The sequence below is a fragment of the Streptomyces sp. NPDC101225 genome, assembly GCF_044767585.1.
Taxonomy (GTDB): Bacteria; Actinomycetota; Actinomycetes; order Streptomycetales; family Streptomycetaceae; genus Streptomyces.
The window spans coordinates 43,561-60,446 of sequence record NZ_JBIWOE010000032.1; the positions used below are offsets into that span (position 1 = coordinate 43,561).

The window sequence follows — 16,886 nt, forward strand, 5'->3', positions numbered from 1 at the left end:
ACACACCCCACACATAAATTTCGGGCCGCGGGGCGGGGCGGCCCCGCCCCCCCCCCCCGGGCCCCCCCCCCCCCCCCGGGGGGGGGGGGGGGGCGCGGGGGGGGGGGGCCCCGCGCCGCCCGGAGCCGCCGAAGACGACGGGCCGAAAACGCCCACAGGCCGAGACGGGCCTTCTCGTCGAGCAGATCGGCCGCGGCATGGACGACGCGATCACCCGCACGGCCGGATGCGGCCCGTTACTCACTTTCGGGTGAACGGCCTCATGGAGGTGGGGTGGCGGAAACCGGCGCAGATGCGTGACGCTTCAGTGTTCCCAAGGAATATGCGTCTGGCACTTCGTCAACACGGCACATTCAGCCTGTAAATGAACAATACATCCGAGCGTCACAGTAACCTGCGGAAACCGCAATGGCCTTCGCAATTCCCCCACACACCGGGTGCACAAGTTGCACGATGCCGTGGTGCGGCCGACCGGCCTCACGTTCAGCACAACACACCTCACCGGCCTGCGGTTTCGACGCCGCGTCCGGCCGGGGTGTGCGCACCTCGTGAAGGAGGACCTTGTGTCCGCTTCTTCTTCCGTCCGTCGTCTGACCGCCGCCGCTGCCATCGCCGCCGGCATCGTGGGCACGGTCGCGCTGCCGGCCACGGCCGCCGATCGCGACCACGACCACGGCCACGGCCGTCGGCATGCCGCGGTCTTCATCAGCGGCGTGCAGCACGCCTCCCCCGGCCGGGAAACCCGCTCCAACCGCACCCTGAACAAGGAGTGGGTGGAGATCACCAACGGCGCCCGCCGGCCGGTGAACCTGGACGGCTGGACCCTCGCGGACAGGGAGGGCCACACCTACACCTTCCACCACTACCGTCTGGGCGGCCGCTCCACCGTGCGCGTCCACACGGGCATGGGCCGCGACACCAGGACCAACCTGTACCAGGACCGCCGCGCCTCCGTGTGGGACCGCCGCGCCGACACGGCGACCCTGCGCAATGATCACGGCCGTTTCGTCGACGACGCCTCCTGGGGCCGTCACCACGACGGCGGACACCGCCGCTGACACGGCGGTAGGCGGCGCCGCCCACTGAACCGGCGCCGGCAGGTGGGCCACCTGGAGCGGTGGCCCACCTCTTCGCGTACGGGGCGATCGCCGCCCGGTCCTCCGTGTCTCCAACACCCCTCCGCACGAGGGTCGTTCGCATCGTGCGGCCGGGCCGCGTAACCACTCCGGCGCGAGAGGAGCCGAGTCGTCGGATGCGGAGTACCGTCGAGGGACGTCACTTCTGAAGCCGGCTGCCGAGTGACCCTCGGGAGCGGGGAAAAGTCATGGGCCAGGCCGCCCTACCCGGCTGCGGCGGCCGCCGGCGACGTGAGGAACGAGGCTCCCCTCCCCTTTTCCTCGCGCACGGTCCTCCGCGCCCGCGAGACGCGGGAGTGCACACGTCAGCGCGCCCGGAGGACCGGGGTTGAAGCCGCCGTGTCGGCGCGGCGGCTCCAACCGAGCCCGCCCGTCGGCGCCGGCCTCCCGGCGCGGCGCGAGGTCACTTGCGACCGGTGGCGGGCTTCGACGACTCCGCGCCCGAGGCACGCAGAGCGGTGCGGCCGGGTTTGCGCGGATGCCGGGGCACGACGTCCTGCGGGAAGGTCAACTGCTGGTTCATCCACTTCAGGGTGGCCGGCATCTCCCGTACCCAGGTCGGGAAGTTGTGACTGCCCTGGTCGGGCAGGATGGACGCGCCACGCATGGGCGCCTTGACGGCCTTGATGAAGGCGAGGGTCTGCGGGTAGCCGCGCTCACCGTGCTTGCTGTCGGCGACCAGGACGGAGACCTGCGGTGCGGGCAGGTGCTTCAGCCGCCACATCAGGTCGTGCCCGTTGACCCGGTTGACCCGGCCCAGCCCGCTGCCGAAGAGATTGCCGGTCGTGGGGTCGTCCTTGACCTTGTAGTCCGGCGACAGCGCACCGGCCGTCGTGTACACGCCGGGGTTGCGCATCGTCAGCTGCAGGGCGCAACTGCCGCCGGAGGAGTACCCCATGACGCCCCACGAACTGGCGTCGTGGCCCACCCGGTAGACGGACTTCAGTGCTTGCGGGAGGTCCTTCGCCAGGAACGTCTCGGTCTGCGGTCCGCCCGGGACGTTCACGCACTCGGTGTCGCGCGGCGGGGCGATCGTCGGCCGGATCATCACCATGATGGTCGGCTGCATCTGGCCGCTCTTCTGCAGCTGACCGGCGGTCTGCGACACCCGCAGGTACTGCGCGAGATTGAAGATGCTGCCCGGGTAGCCGCTGAGCGCGACGATCACCGGGAAGCGCTGCCGGTGGTAGGCCTTCTGGAAGTACTGCGGCGGCAGGTAGACGTAGGCCGGATCGACGACCCCCGTGCGGCGGCCGATGACCTTCACGGACTCGACCCGCCCGTTCACCGCCGCGGGGCCGCTGGGCAGTCCACTGACCTTGCTCAGCCGCCCGTCGCCGGAAGGCTGTATCAAGGCCCCCTTCGCCGAGACGCCGGTCAGTGTCCCTTCTCCGTTCCGGCCGGCCGCCTGCGTGACGCCGACGGGAGCGGTGTCGACGTCGCCGAAGAGCTCGCCCCACGATCCGAAGAACTGGTACGAGGAGTTCAGCCAGCAGGCGAAGGCCGCGATGATCGTCACCTGGGTCACTCCGACGGCCGCCAGCCGTCCGAGCACCTGCCACAGCCCCTGCCTGGCCAGGCGTGGCCACAGCCAGACCAGCAGCGCCACACACACGGCGGCCACCGCCGCCATCACATACACGGTCGTGTCGCTGGTCAAGCCCATGCCACTCAATCCCCGGTTTCCTTGCCCGTGGTCTTTCCGACACCCAGGAGGAGGGTTACGGGCCCTTCCACGTTCCCCAAGAAACGCTAATGGGACAAAGACCTCGTCCCTACCGTGTGTCATCGGAAGGGACGGTCGTGTTCCTGAGCGCCTGTCAGTGGGCGCGCGGGGTCCCGCGGCATGTGACGCGGTCCTCGTACGCGGGAAGCAGGCCCCGCGCCTGCGGCTCGACGCCGGATACCGTGCTCACGCTCGGGGGCGTAACCCTCCGTGGAAAGGTGGACGCCTCGTCGAAGCCGCTACTTGTTCAGGGCCCGGCGCAGCCTGCCGGCCACTCGGCGCAGGAACGTCGGTCCCGCTCGGCGCGAGGCGGGCCCGCGACGCCCGGGATCCTTGGCCGCCAGGTCCGTGGCCACCGCGTCGAGCCGCCTGACCTCGGCCTCACCGTGTGGCGGGACGTCGAGAGCCAGCGGGAGTGCCACCGGTTCGCCGGAATGGTTCGGCGGCAGGATCAGCCCGAGCCGCCACCGGCCGTCGCCCGGCTCACCGAGCGGCAGTGCGGTGCTCAACTCCGCCCGGCCCTCCACGCGGGCCGTCAGGGTGGCCGGCAGGTCCACCGATCGGCCGGTCGCGGTGTGCGTCAGCTTCAGGGTCGCCTCGCTCTCGCCCAGGACGTGGAGCGGCAGGGCGACGGTGAGGCGGCCGGGGTCCGAGCTCACCGCGACGTCGGCGGGGGTGAGACCGGCGAACTCGCACGCGGTCCTGCCCGCATACTGGTCGACGTCGAGCGAGAGGTTGCCGTGCGGGTCGGTCCAGTACGGCAGGACCAGGCGGGCCGGCGGGCCGACGACGGCGGCGGCGCGGCCACGGGAGGCCGCCTCGCTGCGTACGGAACCGAGGCGGGTGTCCTTGGTCCAGCCGCAGGAGGTGATGCGGACGAAGACGTCCCAGACGCCCGCGTCCAGTCCGGCGCCGTTCGCCGCCGACAGCGGGTCGATGCGAGAGGTGCCGCGCAGCACGTGACGGACGTGTCCCTGCCGCCCCTTCACGGCGGCCCTCTCCCGGGTGAACTCGACAGGCTGGAAGAACTCCGCGGCCGTCGTGCGCTCGCGGACGACGAGATCCACCTTGGACTGGGCGGGTGGTGCGGTGGAGTCCGCGCCGAGCTGGGCGATCGCGTCCAGGCTGGCCTGCGGCAGCGGCGGAACGAGCAGGTCCTTCTCGCCCTCCCTGCGGTAGGCGACGGGCTCGCCGCCCGACGTGCACTCGGCGGTGAATCCGATCGTCAGCCTGCCGTTCTCCCAGCCGAGGCTCTCCAGCACGCCGGAGGCCTTGATCCCCGACTCCCACCGGGCGAACTCCTCGACGTCGGCGAGCCGGCCGGCCACGATCAGGTCGGCGACGATCCGCTGCGTCGTCTGCAGACCGGCCGCGACTCCGGGTCCGAAACGCTCGACGACCACCTTGTGGATCTCGTCGAACATCTCCCGTCGGTAGTCGGCGGGCAGCTTGAGCAGCCGCCGCCCGCGCATCCTCTCGACCATCTCGTTGCGCAGCCAGCGGCGGAAGAGGCGGTCGCGCAGCGGGCCGGGCTCGGTGAGCTCCTCGACCACGTCGAGGGCTTCGCGGAGGTTCCTGAAGTAGCCGACCGGTTCGAAGCGCTGGAAGCCCGCGTTGGAGGCGTCCTCGCGCTTGACGTGGTAGTAGCACACGTAGTCGCTGAGCACGGAGACGTTCTCGGCCCGCAGATAGGCCTCCGTGACGAAGACGTGGTCCTCCAGACGGCGGCGCCCCTCCATGTAGCGGAGGTCGTGCTGGTCCAGGAACGCCTTGCGGAACATCTTGTGCGGGGTGAGGCTGTCGATCAGCGGGGCGTTCTCGACGTTCGCGTACGGGCGGTTCTTGCGGAACAGCTCCCGGGGGACCGGGCGTCCCTTGCCGGCCATCTTGCCCACGACCACGTCGGCGTCGTGCTTCACGCCGTAGTTGTACATGCGTTCAAGTGCTTCGTCGCCCAGCCAGTCGTCGTTGTCGACGAACTGGATGTACTCGCCCTTGGCCGCGGCGATGCCGACGTTGCGCGGCTTGCCCGACCACCCGGATCCCTCCTGGTGCACGACGTGCATGTGCGGATGCTCGGCGGCGAGCCGGTCCAGCCGCTCGGGCGTCTCGTCGGTGGAGCCGTCGTCCACGAAGATCGCCTCGAACTCGTCGCCCGGCAGGCTCTGGCGCAGAAGAGACGCGACGCAGTCCTCGATGTAGGGGCCCGGGTTGTAGACCGGGATCACGACGCTCACCTTGATCGGCACGTGTCTTCTTCCGTCTCCGTTGCTGAGTCACTTCGTGACGGCCCTCGCGTCCCCGTGGGGCACACGGGCAGGACTCCCGGTCCGCCGGGCTCCGCCACCGGATCTACTACGTTCTGTACGACTTAACCTACTACATGTCGTAGAGCTCGGTCGTGAAGACGCGCCGTCGACAGCGGCTCGAACGACCGGCTGTCAGTGCCGGCTGAGACCATTCGGCCATGACGGAAGAGGCGTTCAACTGGCACACATTCCTAAGACGATGGCAGCAGGAATGGGTTCCACGCGCGGGCGAGGAATCGGACGAGGGGCAGGCCGGCGTCCCCCCGAACAGACCCGGTGCCGACGAGGCGGCGATCACCGCGGCCGAACGGCGGCTGGGGCGTCGGCTGCCGTCCTCGTACCGTGCCTTCCTGGCGGTGAGCGACGGGTGGCACGTCGACCAGACGGCCGGGATCTACCAGCTCGGCGGCACCGCGGACATCGACTGGTTCCGGGATCCGCACGGCATGACCTCGCTGTACGAACAGGACCTGGGCGAGGACCCCCGCGAGGCGGACGTCCTGCCGGCCGGGATGTGGCGGCGGGCGCTGCGGCTGGACACGGAGTCCGACGCGTCGTACGCCTTGCTGGATCCGGGCGACCGCGGCCGGGACGGCGAGTGGGCGCTCTACGTCCACAAGGGGTGGAGCGGTGAACTGCCCGACCGCTACCCCTCGTTCCGCGCCTACATGGAGGCCATGTACCGCGGCTTCCACGCCGACCGGTCGGAGCGGGCCGACTTCGTGAACGCGACCACCCGCGCCCAGGACGCCCGTGTCGACGAGGCACGCCTGCTGGCCCTGCGGGGACGGCACGAGGAAGCCCTGGCCCTGCTCGAGGAGGCGGCCTCCTTCGGGCGGCCGGGCGGCGCGGTCCTGCTGAACCAGCTTCGCCAGCTGCTGGACCCGAGCACTTCCCCGGGGTTCGGCGGTCTGGCGGCCGACCCGGACTACCTGCCCGAGATCCTGCCCCTCGAGGCCTTGGCAACGGCGAGCAGCCCGGGGCGGCCGGGGCGGCCGGGCGGGGACGACCACTGGCTGAGGATGATGGCCGCCCGCGGCGCCGACCGCAGAAGCGCCGAGGCCGTGCTGACCGCGATACGGAACGGCACCCATGCGTACGCGCCCGGCGGCCCGTGGGGCCGGGCCGTCGACGAGGCCCGGGAGTCGGCCCGTTGGGGTGCGGCCGACACCGCGTGGCGGGTGCTGCGGGCGGCGCTCGCGCGGTGGGAGGCCCCCGGGCCGTTGCTGATCGCACCCATCGGCATCCTCGCCGATCCCGTCCTGGGCCCCCTGATCACCCCCGAGCGCGGGCGGGAGATCCTCGCCACGCCGCGGTCCGGACAGACGGGAGCCGCTCCCGAACCGGTGCCCGACCTCGACCCGCCGGGCCTCGCCTGGCTCACTCGGCCCGCCGCGAGCCGACGCGGGATCGACGCGTACCGATGTGTCTGGGTCCAGGGCGTCTCCCCTGCGGACCTGCCTGCTCTGATCGGGGAGGAAGGCGCCGAACTGAGCGCGCCCACCGATCCGCACAGGGCGTCCTGGCGGGCGCCCCAGGCCCACGAGCGGGAGGATGTGGAGCTCTGGGAGGACCGGGCCGTGGTCGCCGCCGGCCGCACCGCCGAAGGGTGGGCCTTCGCCTTCGACGGCCACTCCCACCACGGCCTCGGCGACCGGTTCCTGTCCCCCGCGCCGGTCGCTTCCTCAGCGGGGCGCGCGGTGGTGCTGTGGCGCGAGCGGAGACCCCCGTTCCCGGACGGCGCCCCTGCCGCGTTCCACCTGTCGGTGGCCGAACAGGGCGTGCAGCTCTACGCGTTCACCGTGCGGGGCGCGCGGATCGACCGGTCCGGCGCGATACCCGAGGCCCTGGACCCGGCACGGCTGTTCCGCCCCGACGACAGCGAACTGGACGGCGAGGTAAGTGCCTTGGAGGCCATCCACACCGAACTCGGCCTCTCCCTCCCCCGCTTCGCCCTGACCCGAGGCAGGCTGGCCACCTTCACCACCCGTTCCTGGAGCCGGGCGCCACGGGACGGCGAGGGGTTCGCCCACCTCAGCTTCGTGCGGCACAGGCCCTGAGTTCGCCGTGCCCCGCCGGCGTCCGGCGGCGGGGCGGCGGGGACGGCCGCAGCAGCCCTCAGGACAGGATCTCGACGTACCCGTCGGCTCCGTGCACACGGATCCGCTGCCCGTCCCGGATCAGCCGGGTGGCCCGCTCCACCCCCACGACGGCGGGCAGGCCGTACTCGCGGGCGATCACCGCGCCGTGGGTCATGAGACCGCCCACCTCGGTCACCAAACCCGCGATGGCGACGAACAAGGGCGACCAGCTGGGATCGGTGAAGGGCGTGACCAGGATGTCGCCCGCCTCCAGGTCGGCGTCCGCCATGTCCAGCACGACGCGCGCCCGTCCCTCGATCGTCCCGGCGGAGACCGGCAGCCCGACGAGGGCACCGGCCGGCACGCCGTCACGCCGGTACACGCCGGTGACGGCTTCCCCCTCCGAGGTGAGCACGCGGGGCGGCGTCAGCGTCCGGTACATCCGGAAGGCGTCCTTGCGCCGTTCGATGAGCCGGTCGTCCACCCGGCGACGGCGTACGGCGTCGTGGAACTCCTGGAACGTGAGGTGGAAGACGTCCTCCCGCGCCCGCAGCAAACCCGCCTCCACGAGGCGTCCGGCCTCCGCCAACAGGGCCTGTTTGTAGACGAAGTAGCGGCTGACGATGCCGTACTTCGGGTACTCCCGGTACCCGATGAAGGTCCGCACCCGGTCGATCATCCGCTTGGTCTCGCCGGCCTTGCGCTCCCCGTCCGGCAGGGCGCGCAGGCGTGCCAGCACGTCCTGTTCCTTCTGCAGCGCCGCCTGACGCCCTTGCTCGAAGCGCCGCCGGGCGGCACCCGGTTCGAAGTTCCGGACGTTGTCGAGGATCACGGGCACGAGTGACGTCGGACGCTCGCGCCAACGCGGCCTGGTGATGTCGATCTCGCCGACGCAGCGCATCCCGTAGCGGTCGAGGTAGCCCTCGATGGCGTCGCGCGCCTCCGCCCCGCCCGGGAGCTTCGCCAACGCGCCCAGGAAGTCCTCGTCCTCGACGCCCTCCAGGAAGCGGACCACCTCCGGATGCGGGCGGATCACGTCCGCGACGTCGAGGAGCTCCAGCCCCATCTCCGAGGTGACGTTGCCCGGGGCGGACAGGGTGAGCGTGTCCGCCGCGCTCTTCTCGCCGAGCCACTCCTGGAGGTGGTCGTTGAGCCACCACGTGGCCTCCATGCCCGCCATGATCGCCTGCATGTTCAGCGGATCGCCGAGAGCTCTCCTGTGCTCCTCGAAGGCGTCCAGCAGGAAGTCGAACAGCTCCGGTCCGCTCTTCGTCCGGATCTCGCGCCGCAGGGTGGCCACGGACTCCCGGCTGCGCTCGATCAGTTCGCCGACGATGGCCGGGTCGGTCTCGATCGGGTCGGGCGTGCCCCCGGCCCGCGGCGGCCCGCCGGGGCCCTCGTCCGGGAGCGACGGGACGAAACCGTTGCGGTCGAGGACGGTCTCCAACGCGTCCCTGATGAGCGGGTCACCCCGGCCGATGACGTCCAGCAGGGCGGCGCGGCTCGCGGGGGAGGCGAGGCGGGCGGTGACGTCGACGAACAGCCTCCCGCCCGCCTCGTGCATCGGCACCATGGCCGTCAGCTGCCACATGGAGAGCCCCAGGGGCTTCATGGGGTCGGTCATCATCTGCTGATGACCGACGGAGACGTAGACGTGATGCGCCTCGTCGCCGGCCTCGGGGATGGGGAACAGCGTCGTGATCGGCCGGCTCTGCACGATGTGGAAGTCGTCGTCGGCCAGGCACCATTCGATGTCCTGCGGCCGGCCGAAGTGCGCCTCGAGCCGCCGCCCCAGATCCACGAGGTGCAGGACCTGCGCATCCGTGAGCGCGGGCTCCTGCTGCCGACGGGCGTCGATGCCCGTCTCCCGCGTGCCGCCGGCCGGCAGGGCCTCAACGGCACGCTGTTTGGCGGCGATCGTCTTGGCGACCACTTCGCCGTTTCGCACGGTGAAGACGTCCGGGTTCACCAGACCGGAGACCAGGGCCTCGCCGAGCCCGAACCCGGCGTCCACCGTGGCGACCTTCCGATTGCCGGTGACGGGGTCGGCCGTGAACAGGATTCCGGCCGCCTGCGGGAACACCATCTGCTGTACGACCACGGCCATCCGGACCGCACGGTGGTCGATGCCGTTCTGCCGGCGGTAGATCACCGCCCGCTCGGTGAACAGCGAGGCCCAGCACCGGCTGATGTGCCGAAGAATCGCGGCCGGCCCCACGACGTTCAGGTAGGTGTCCTGCTGACCGGCGAAGGAGGCGGTCGGCAGATCCTCCGCCGTCGCGCTGGACCGGACGGCGTAGGCCGCCTGCCCGCCGCGCCGGGAGAGCGCGCGAGTGATCGCGGCGGCGAGATCACCCGGAAGTGCGGTCTCCTCGACGGCCGAGCGGATCCGCGCGCTGAGTGCGCGCACCGCCGTGGCGTCGTCCGGGTGCACTCGTGACAGCTGGTCGACCAGTCCGTCGACGGCCGGCGCTTCGGCCAGGATCCGGCGGAAGGCGTCGGTGGTCACGCAGAAGCCGCCCGGCACCCGGATGCCTTCGATCCGCGAGAGCGCGCCCAGCTGGGCGCCCTTGCCGCCGACGGCCGCGACCTGCGCCGCGTCAACCTCCTCGAGATCCAGCACGTACGGCCCGTTCATCGCGACACCTCCGGGGCGGTCGTGTCCCGTTGCCCGACCCCGGCCGGTCGGATGTCCGGCACCTCCGGCCGCGTCGCTCGTCCCACCGTGCACACGGTCACCGCTCCCCCGTACATCTCCCGCACGTAGTGCCCTCATTCCCGCAGGTTGTGGCGTCGGGCGACGATTCTGCGCCGTGACCCGGGGCTTGCCGCAAGCCCCCGGGTGCGCTATACGTTGGGAAGGGCAAGGAGAGCACTCCTTGCCCTTTGTGCATGCCGTCGGCGGAAGCCGACGCGTATCGCCCGACGTGCGGCACACACGGCGCACGGACGTATGCCGCCCGCTCAGCGGCCTGCGCCGCCGCGCGGTCCGCCGTCCTCGTCCCACGCCCCGCAAGCCTTGGTCAGGGCCGCTGCGGCCCGGCTCCGGTGCGCTCGGAAACGGCGCAGATACGACCGCGCCATGGGCCCCGGCGGCACACCTCGCGCGAACGCCCGCATGTTGCGTTCACCCGCGTTGTACCCCATGGCCAGCAACTCGTCGCGGGTGCAGCGGCGATGGTGCCGCTCGGGGAGAGTCCGGTCGAGGTCCTTCAGATACAGGGCCGCGGCATGGACGGCGCATGCGGGATCGTCGCGAAGGTCCTGCCATCGCCTCGGCAGGCCGTAACGACGCCGGATTCGCTCGAAGGTGGCACGGTGCATGTTGGCCACGCCGAACGACGCCCCGGGCTTCCACCAGTGCCACAGCCGCTCCAGCAACGGATGATGCGGTTTGTACGCCTCGTTGTACAGCACGGTCATCAGGAGCAGGGGTGCAACGCCGGTGTCCTCCGCGCTGCGCACCACACATCCGGCGTAGTCGGCCGGATCGTAGCGTCCGGGCCGCAGCGGAGGGGTCCGGGCCTCATCACCGCCCGGTTCGTCGGGCCCCGGCCGGGAAACCGCCGTCGACGGATCGCCCATCTCCACCCACCACTCCCCTGCCGTCTCTCAGGCCGGACGGTGCCCCGTCCGCGATCGTCCAAGGCATGTGCCCGCGGGATCCGGCCCCAATCCACGCTCCGGCTGCGCGCCGGCGACCGTCGAGCGTCGGGCGCGTGGACGCACACAGCCCCTGGGGGCGGCAGGCCGCCGGGCGCGTCCTTCTTCCTGGCCGGGAGCGGGCCCGGCACGGTCCTGCGGCACAGGCGGCCCCTGCGACGAGACCTGGTCACCCGCGCAGGACCACCCGACGTCACCCCAGCCGGCCGGCCAGCGCGTACGCCTCCTCGGTCTTGGGGTGGCTCTCGCCCAGCCTGGCACGCAGGATCCGCGCGCCCCGGTGGGCGAGGTCCGCCGCGCCCGGGGCGTTCAACGTGTGCAGGGTCTCGGCCTTGAGCAGCAGGGCGAATCCGATGTACAGGTGGTCCGGTGCGTAGGTGGCCTCACGGATGCGCAGCGCCCGTGAGATCAGCGGTTCGGCGGTGGCGTAGTCGCCCAGTTCACGGTGGACGCCCGCCAGAGCGATCAGGTCGAAACTCACGTAGGGGTCGTCCGGCCCGTACGCGGTCTCATCTATCCGCAGTGCCCGCTCGGCGAGCGGCAGCGCCGGCTCGAACTCACCGACGAGGCAGAGTGTGCGCGCCAGTGTCGCCAGGGTCGTCGCGAGGGCCGGGCTGTCCGCCGGCAGGCTGGACTCGTGCAGACGCAGCGCGCGCTCCGCCAGCGGGCGGGCCCGCTCCGGCGCGTCGAGGTCCCGCTGGATGTGCGCCAGCGTGATCAGGTCGAAGCCGATCTCCGCGTCCCGGCCTTCGAGCGACTCGTCGATCGCGAGGGCACGTTCGCACAGGGGCAGGGCGACCGCGTAGTCACCGATCTGGACGAGGAAGGTCGATGCCAGTCTCAGGAGCGTCGCGGTCTCCGCAGCGCATTCGGCAGGCGGATCGTCCTTGGTCGCCGCGAGGACGTGCGGCAGCAGCTCCTGCCATCGCGGCCGTGCGTCGGTGTCGCCGTGGATGTCGTGCGGCACGGCCGCGACCAGGGCGCGGCTGAGCCGGACGCGGATGTCGGTGCGCGCCTCGGCCGGCATGCCGGCCCGGACGGCCGCCTGGACGAGACGGTGGACCGTCAGGGACGCGCCGCCGCGCCTCGCGAGCCCCAGACCGGCCAGGGCGCCGACGGTCGCGTCCCACGCGGCCGGGTCGGTCGCGGCGACGCCCAGGACGTCGGGGTGGCCGGTGAACAGATCCAGCGGGATCGGTTCGGGCGCCAGCGTGGCACACAGCTCCAGCAGCCGTACCGCCTGCGGCAGCTCCGCCTCCAGTCGGCGCACGCTGAGCCGCCACAGCGTCGCGACCACCACGGCGGGCCCGTCGGTCAGTTCGCCGCGCCCGATCATGTCCTCCAGCTGCGACGCCAGCAGAGCCAGGTACTGCTCCGGCGCCGTGTGGTTGAAGTCCATGTAGCCGGCCGCCTGCTCCAACGCGAGCGGCAGGTCGCCCAGTTGCTCGGCCATCTCGTCGGCGACCGTCCCGGTGATGCCGGGTACACGCCGGGACAGCAGCTCGACCGACTCCCGCCGGGCGAACACGTCCAGATCGACGACGTCCCCTGTGCCCGACCAGCCGCTCCTTCTGGTGGTGACGATGACATGGCCGCTGTCGGCCGGGCCGCCCGACGGCAGCGCGTGGGCGAGCGTGGCCGGTCTCTCTCCGTTGTCGAAGATGACCAGCCACGGCCTGCGGTCCCGCAGCTTGCCGTACACGTGCGGGACCACCTGGTCGGAACTCTCCTCCGTCAGCCCCAACTCCCGTGCCAGCGACACGAACTGCGACGCGACGAGATCCGTGCGCTCGGCGTGCACGAACGCGACGAATCGGTATGTCGACAGGTGGCGGTAGGCGTATTCGACCGCGAGCTGGGTCTTGCCGACACCACCCAGGCCGTGGACGACCACCGTTGCCACGTCGCTCGCCGAGGTGAGGCGCTGCCGCACTTCCCGCAGGGCGGCGTCGCGGCCGGTGAAGTTGGTGTTGCGCGGCGGCAGCTGGTACGTCGTCGGCTCGGACGGTGCCCGCGCACGCTCGCGGCGCGGCCCCGGCCACCACTCGATCAGGGCGATCGGCGCCAGGACGAGGAGCACCACCCACGGGTGGACTCGCACGAAGTCGAGCGGCCCCGGCCAACGGTTCTGCCCGGACGCCGCGTTGAAGGCGAGGCTGCCGACGAACAGCACCAGCAGACCGGCCACCGCCCTGGCCAGCGTTCGCCCCATGACGTCCCTCTTCGACACCCCCGCGGCCGCGACGATCGACAGCTCAAGTGATCGTATCTCACGAGCCGTTCACGCCCGAGGCCGAAGGACAATCGGCTGATGTCACCGGGTCGTCGGTCACCGGAACGTACACGGCAGCGCCGAGCGGGATCTCGACCGCCTAGGAACCGGGCGGCTCGCGGCCCCGACACAAGTTCCCTGTACATATGTAGCGGCCGCCACGCCGAGGTGATGCGCTTCCCACATGCGCGGAAATGCATCATGGTGAATATGCCAGGGGCGCGTCCTGTTCGCCCGCGGCCCCAGTCCCCGGCCCTCGGATCAACCTGCCATGAGGCGGAGAAGGAATGAGGTATTCGGGTGCACACCGATGATCGCGGAAAGCCGGAGTTGGATGCACTCGTCGCCGGCCGGATGAGCCTTGGTGAAGGCGCTCTGCACACGTGCGACGTCCAGATGCGGTTCAGCCCGAACGATCCGCTGGTGGTCCGGCTGTCGGCGTCTCGCATGGACCCGCTCGAAGGCGGCCTGCACTGCGGACTGTGCGTCGTGTCGCGCGATCTGCTCCGTGCCGGGCTGGACCGCCCCACCGGGATCGGCAAGGTGCACGTCATGCCGCTGGTCCTGCCCGACCGGCCGCTGCAGCTGGCCGTCCTGATCCGTGGCCAGGGGCAGGAGTTCAAGGTCGTGCTGGATCACCAGGCGGTGGTGCTGTACCTGAAACGCACGGCCGCGATCGTGCCGTTCGGGAAGGAGACCGCGGCCATCGACATCGACCGGGAGATCGACGAGCTCCTGGGCGACGACGACTGATTCGGCACCCGGAGCCGGCGGCACGGCACCACCGCCGCCCACGCGGTGACCGCCGCGCTCACATCCCCGGTCACGGCTCGCTGCCTCAAACACCCCTGCGCCGGGCGAGGTTGACGCCGGTTCACCCGGAGGAGGATCATCCACGTTCGACGTGGCGACGGCGTGGTTGCGCCGGGCTCGCAGCCGTGCGTGCACCGGCCGGCCGATCCCACGCAGGTGATTCTCTTCAGCTTCGGGGACTATTTCATGACCACTAGACATGCCGGACGCGCAGACGCGTCCCGGCGCCGCCGGACTCTCATGGCCGCGAGCGCCGCACTGGTCGTCGCGGGGGCGATGGCCGTTCCGGGGACGGCGCTGGCGACCGGTGAACCCGGTCCCTCGGCCACCGGACTCGAACGGGACTTCGCAGCCGCCGCCGACCAGTACCACGTCCCGCGCCAGGTGCTGATGGCCGTGGCGTACCAGGAGTCGGCCTGGGACACCCATCCCGGGCAGCACAGCACCGACGGCGGCTACGGGCCGATGCACCTCACGGACGTCACCCCCGCCATGCTGGCCGGCGGCGACGCGGGGGCGGCGGGCCGCGGCGATCTGGCCACGATGGCCGCCGACCCGGCGCTGCACACCCTCCGGGCCGCCGCGCACCTCACCGGCCTGTCCGCCGAGGAGTTGCGGACCGACCCGTCCGCCAACATCCGCGGCGGCGCGGCCCTGATCGCCTCCTACCAGAAGAAGGCCACCGGCAAGACCTCCGCCGCACCCGCCGACTGGTACGCGGCCGTGGCCCGCTACAGCCAGTCCACCCGGCGCCAGGGGGCCGCGGCCTTCGCCGACCGGGTCTTCGCCACCCTGAAGAAGGGCGTCGAGCGCACCACGGCGGACGGTGAGCACGTGACGCTCGATGCCGACAGTGAAGTCCGCCCGGCCACCGGCCAGTTGGCCGCCCTGCGGCTGAAGTCCGCGGCGGCCACGGACGTCGAATGCCCCGCCACCGTCGACTGCTCCTTCGTGCCGGCGTCGCCGTCCAACGGCCAGGTCTCCAACCGCCCCGCCAACGGCATCCGCATCGACACCATCGTCATCCACGACACCGAGAGCTCCTACGACGCCGCCATCTCCACCTTCCAGACGCCGGGCGGCGGCGCCGCGCACTACGTCATGCGCTCCGCGGACGGCGCGGTGACGCAGATGGTGCCGACCAAGGACCTCGCCTTCCACGCGGGCAACTACTCCACCAACATGCACTCGATCGGCATCGAGCACGAGGGCTACGCGGCGCACGGCGCCACCTGGTACACACAGGCCCAGTACGAGGCCACGGCCGACCTGGTGAAGTACCTCGCCGACCGCTACGGCATCCCGCTGGACCGCGAGCACATCGTCGGCCACGACAACGTTGCCGGGCCGAACTCGTCGCTCGTCGCGGGCATGCACTGGGACCCGGGCCCGTACTGGGACTGGCACCGCTTCATGAACCTGCTCGGGGTGCGCACCCGGCGGCACGGGGTCGGCCCCGTCGGCTCGGTCGTCACCATCGCTCCCGGCTTCGACGACAACCGGCAGACGGTGCAGATCTGCCCCTCGGACGATCCCACCGGCGCCACCACCGCGTGCACCGAGACCACGCAGGCGTCGAACTTCGTCCCGCTGCGCACCGCGCCCAGCGACACCGCCCCGCTCTTCGGGGACCAGGCCATCCACTCCGGCGCGGACGGTACGGACCGGATCAACGACTGGGGCAGCACCGCGCAGGCGGGACAGCAGTTCGTGGTGGCCGACCAGGACGGCGACTGGACCGCCATCTGGTACAGCGGCGCGAAGGTGTGGTTCCACAACCCGCACGGCTGCAACACGTCCCCGGCCCACGGTGTGCGGGTGGTCAGCGCCGCGGACACCTCCCCGGTGCCGGTCTACGGCTCCAGCTACCCCGACGCCTCCGAGTACCCCTCGGGCCTGTCCCCGTCGACCCAGGCCCCGCTGAGCATGTACAGCGTCCCCGCCGGGCAGGCCTACGTCGCCACCCGGTCCCCGGCCCTCACGGACGACTTCTTCGCCTCCAGCGGCACGGTCGTCACCGGCGCCAAGGCGATGTACACCATCCAGTACAACCACCGGGTCGCCCTGGTGTACGCCTCGGCCGTCACGGCACAGGGCAGGTGACGCTCGGCTGACCGCACGCCGGCATCGCCACGCCGGAGTGCGGAGCACGCGCCGGGCACCTCGGTGCCCGGCGCGGATGCTCGTTCACGCGAGGGTCACGGCGCGTGCTGCACGACGGTCCGGGGCTCGGCGGTCACCAGCGGGCGGAGCGCCCCGCGGTGCAGGGACGCGACCAGCGGCGGGGCCCAGCGGCGCAGTGCGAGGCTCGTGAGGTAGGCGATCGGCAGGGCCAGGATCGCGGCGACCAGGACGTCGTGCGGGTAGTGGTCGCCGAGGTAGACCCGGGAGAAGCCCTCCACCAGCGCGAACACCGCCGCGATGGCGCTGAGCCGGCGGTCCAGCAGGAACAGGGCGGCCACGGTGGCGGCGGCCACGGTGGCGTGCCCGCTGGGCAGGGAGTAGTCGGAGGGCGCCGGGCAGGAGTCGACCAGGTACGCGTGGGGCATCGACCGGCACGGCCGTGCCTCCGCCACGATCTTCTTGACCACCTCGGCGGCGGCGAAGGCGACCACGACCGCCACCGGCGCGGCGAGAGCGAGGGTCATGGCGTCGGTGCCGCGTCGACGGGCCTTCCACCAGCCCATCACCATGAGCACCGCGAACACCCCCAGGCCGAGGTTGGTCCACACCTCCATGGGCGTGTTCAGCCACGTGGTGTCGCGGGCGAAGTCCGTGATGGAGGTGAACAACGAGCCGTCGACACGGGATCCGTCGAAGGCCGGTTGCGCGGTGGCGGCCGCGGTCATGGGCATGTCCTTCCGGTTCGGCGAGGCGCCGCGGATG

Annotated in this window: 10 protein-coding genes; 4 read left to right on the forward strand and 6 right to left on the reverse strand. The window is 71.6% G+C overall.

The window, feature by feature from the left end; translation table 11 throughout:
• Positions 1 to 563 precede the first annotated feature (563 nt).
• Positions 564 to 1,058: a lamin tail domain-containing protein gene (locus ACIRPX_RS33495; RefSeq protein ID WP_404202307.1), complete on the forward strand. Its 495-nt coding sequence runs from the start codon at positions 564 to 566 to the stop codon at positions 1,056 to 1,058.
• Between the two features lie 481 nt (positions 1,059 to 1,539).
• Here ACIRPX_RS33495 and ACIRPX_RS33500 read toward each other — a convergent pair whose 3' ends face one another.
• Positions 1,540 to 2,802, reverse strand: a complete 1,263-nt coding sequence (locus ACIRPX_RS33500; RefSeq protein WP_404202309.1) for an alpha/beta hydrolase — start codon at positions 2,800 to 2,802, stop codon at positions 1,540 to 1,542.
• Positions 2,803 to 3,101: 299 nt separating this feature from the next.
• Positions 3,102 to 5,111: a glycosyltransferase family 2 protein gene (locus ACIRPX_RS33505; protein ID WP_404202311.1), complete on the reverse strand. Its 2,010-nt coding sequence runs from the start codon at positions 5,109 to 5,111 to the stop codon at positions 3,102 to 3,104.
• 218 nt (positions 5,112 to 5,329) lie between these two features.
• Here ACIRPX_RS33505 and ACIRPX_RS33510 point away from each other — a divergent pair, with 218 nt between their 5' ends.
• The gene (locus ACIRPX_RS33510; RefSeq protein ID WP_404202313.1) at positions 5,330 to 7,231 is read left to right on the forward strand and encodes an SMI1/KNR4 family protein; all 1,902 of its coding nucleotides are present in this window, start codon (positions 5,330 to 5,332) and stop codon (positions 7,229 to 7,231) included.
• 58 nt (positions 7,232 to 7,289) lie between these two features.
• Here ACIRPX_RS33510 and rph read toward each other — a convergent pair whose 3' ends face one another.
• From rph to fxsT, 3 genes are all read right to left on the reverse strand, one after another.
• On the reverse strand, positions 7,290 to 9,890 hold the full coding sequence (rph, locus tag ACIRPX_RS33515) for a rifamycin-inactivating phosphotransferase (protein ID WP_404202315.1): 2,601 nt from the start codon (positions 9,888 to 9,890) through the stop codon (positions 7,290 to 7,292).
• 326 nt (positions 9,891 to 10,216) lie between these two features.
• Positions 10,217 to 10,837 carry a transglycosylase SLT domain-containing protein gene (locus ACIRPX_RS33520; RefSeq protein WP_404202405.1) on the reverse strand — a complete coding sequence of 207 codons (621 nt, stop codon included), beginning with the start codon at positions 10,835 to 10,837 and terminating at the stop codon, positions 10,217 to 10,219.
• A gap of 271 nt (positions 10,838 to 11,108) precedes the next feature.
• Positions 11,109 to 13,127 (reverse strand): FxSxx-COOH system tetratricopeptide repeat protein, encoded by a 2,019-nt coding sequence (gene fxsT, locus ACIRPX_RS33525; RefSeq protein WP_404202317.1) that lies wholly within the window; start codon positions 13,125 to 13,127, stop codon positions 11,109 to 11,111.
• 360 nt (positions 13,128 to 13,487) lie between these two features.
• Between fxsT and ACIRPX_RS33530 the strand changes: the two genes are divergently transcribed.
• A complete protein-coding gene (locus ACIRPX_RS33530; protein ID WP_404202319.1) occupies positions 13,488 to 13,940 on the forward strand; it encodes an SsgA family sporulation/cell division regulator in 453 nt (150 codons plus the stop codon).
• A gap of 246 nt (positions 13,941 to 14,186) precedes the next feature.
• On the forward strand, positions 14,187 to 16,103 hold the full coding sequence (locus ACIRPX_RS33535) for an N-acetylmuramoyl-L-alanine amidase (protein WP_404202321.1): 1,917 nt from the start codon (positions 14,187 to 14,189) through the stop codon (positions 16,101 to 16,103).
• Positions 16,104 to 16,198: 95 nt separating this feature from the next.
• Here ACIRPX_RS33535 and ACIRPX_RS33540 read toward each other — a convergent pair whose 3' ends face one another.
• A complete protein-coding gene (locus tag ACIRPX_RS33540) occupies positions 16,199 to 16,849 on the reverse strand; it encodes a phosphatase PAP2 family protein (protein WP_404202323.1) in 651 nt (216 codons plus the stop codon).
• Between the last annotated feature and the right edge of the window lie 37 nt (positions 16,850 to 16,886).

Excerpts from the sequence above, each read along its gene's own strand:
- ACIRPX_RS33500 (WP_404202309.1), bottom strand. The coding sequence starts at position 2,802 with ATGGGCTTGACCAGCGACACGACCGTGTATGTGATGGCGGCGGTGGCC.
- ACIRPX_RS33510 (WP_404202313.1), top strand. The coding sequence starts at position 5,330 with ATGACGGAAGAGGCGTTCAACTGGCACACATTCCTAAGACGATGGCAG.
- rph (WP_404202315.1), bottom strand. The coding sequence starts at position 9,890 with ATGAACGGGCCGTACGTGCTGGATCTCGAGGAGGTTGACGCGGCGCAG.
- ACIRPX_RS33520 (WP_404202405.1), bottom strand. The coding sequence starts at position 10,837 with ATGGGCGATCCGTCGACGGCGGTTTCCCGGCCGGGGCCCGACGAACCG.
- fxsT (WP_404202317.1), bottom strand. The coding sequence starts at position 13,127 with ATGGGGCGAACGCTGGCCAGGGCGGTGGCCGGTCTGCTGGTGCTGTTC.
- ACIRPX_RS33535 (WP_404202321.1), top strand. The coding sequence starts at position 14,187 with ATGACCACTAGACATGCCGGACGCGCAGACGCGTCCCGGCGCCGCCGG.
- ACIRPX_RS33540 (WP_404202323.1), bottom strand. The coding sequence starts at position 16,849 with ATGACCGCGGCCGCCACCGCGCAACCGGCCTTCGACGGATCCCGTGTC.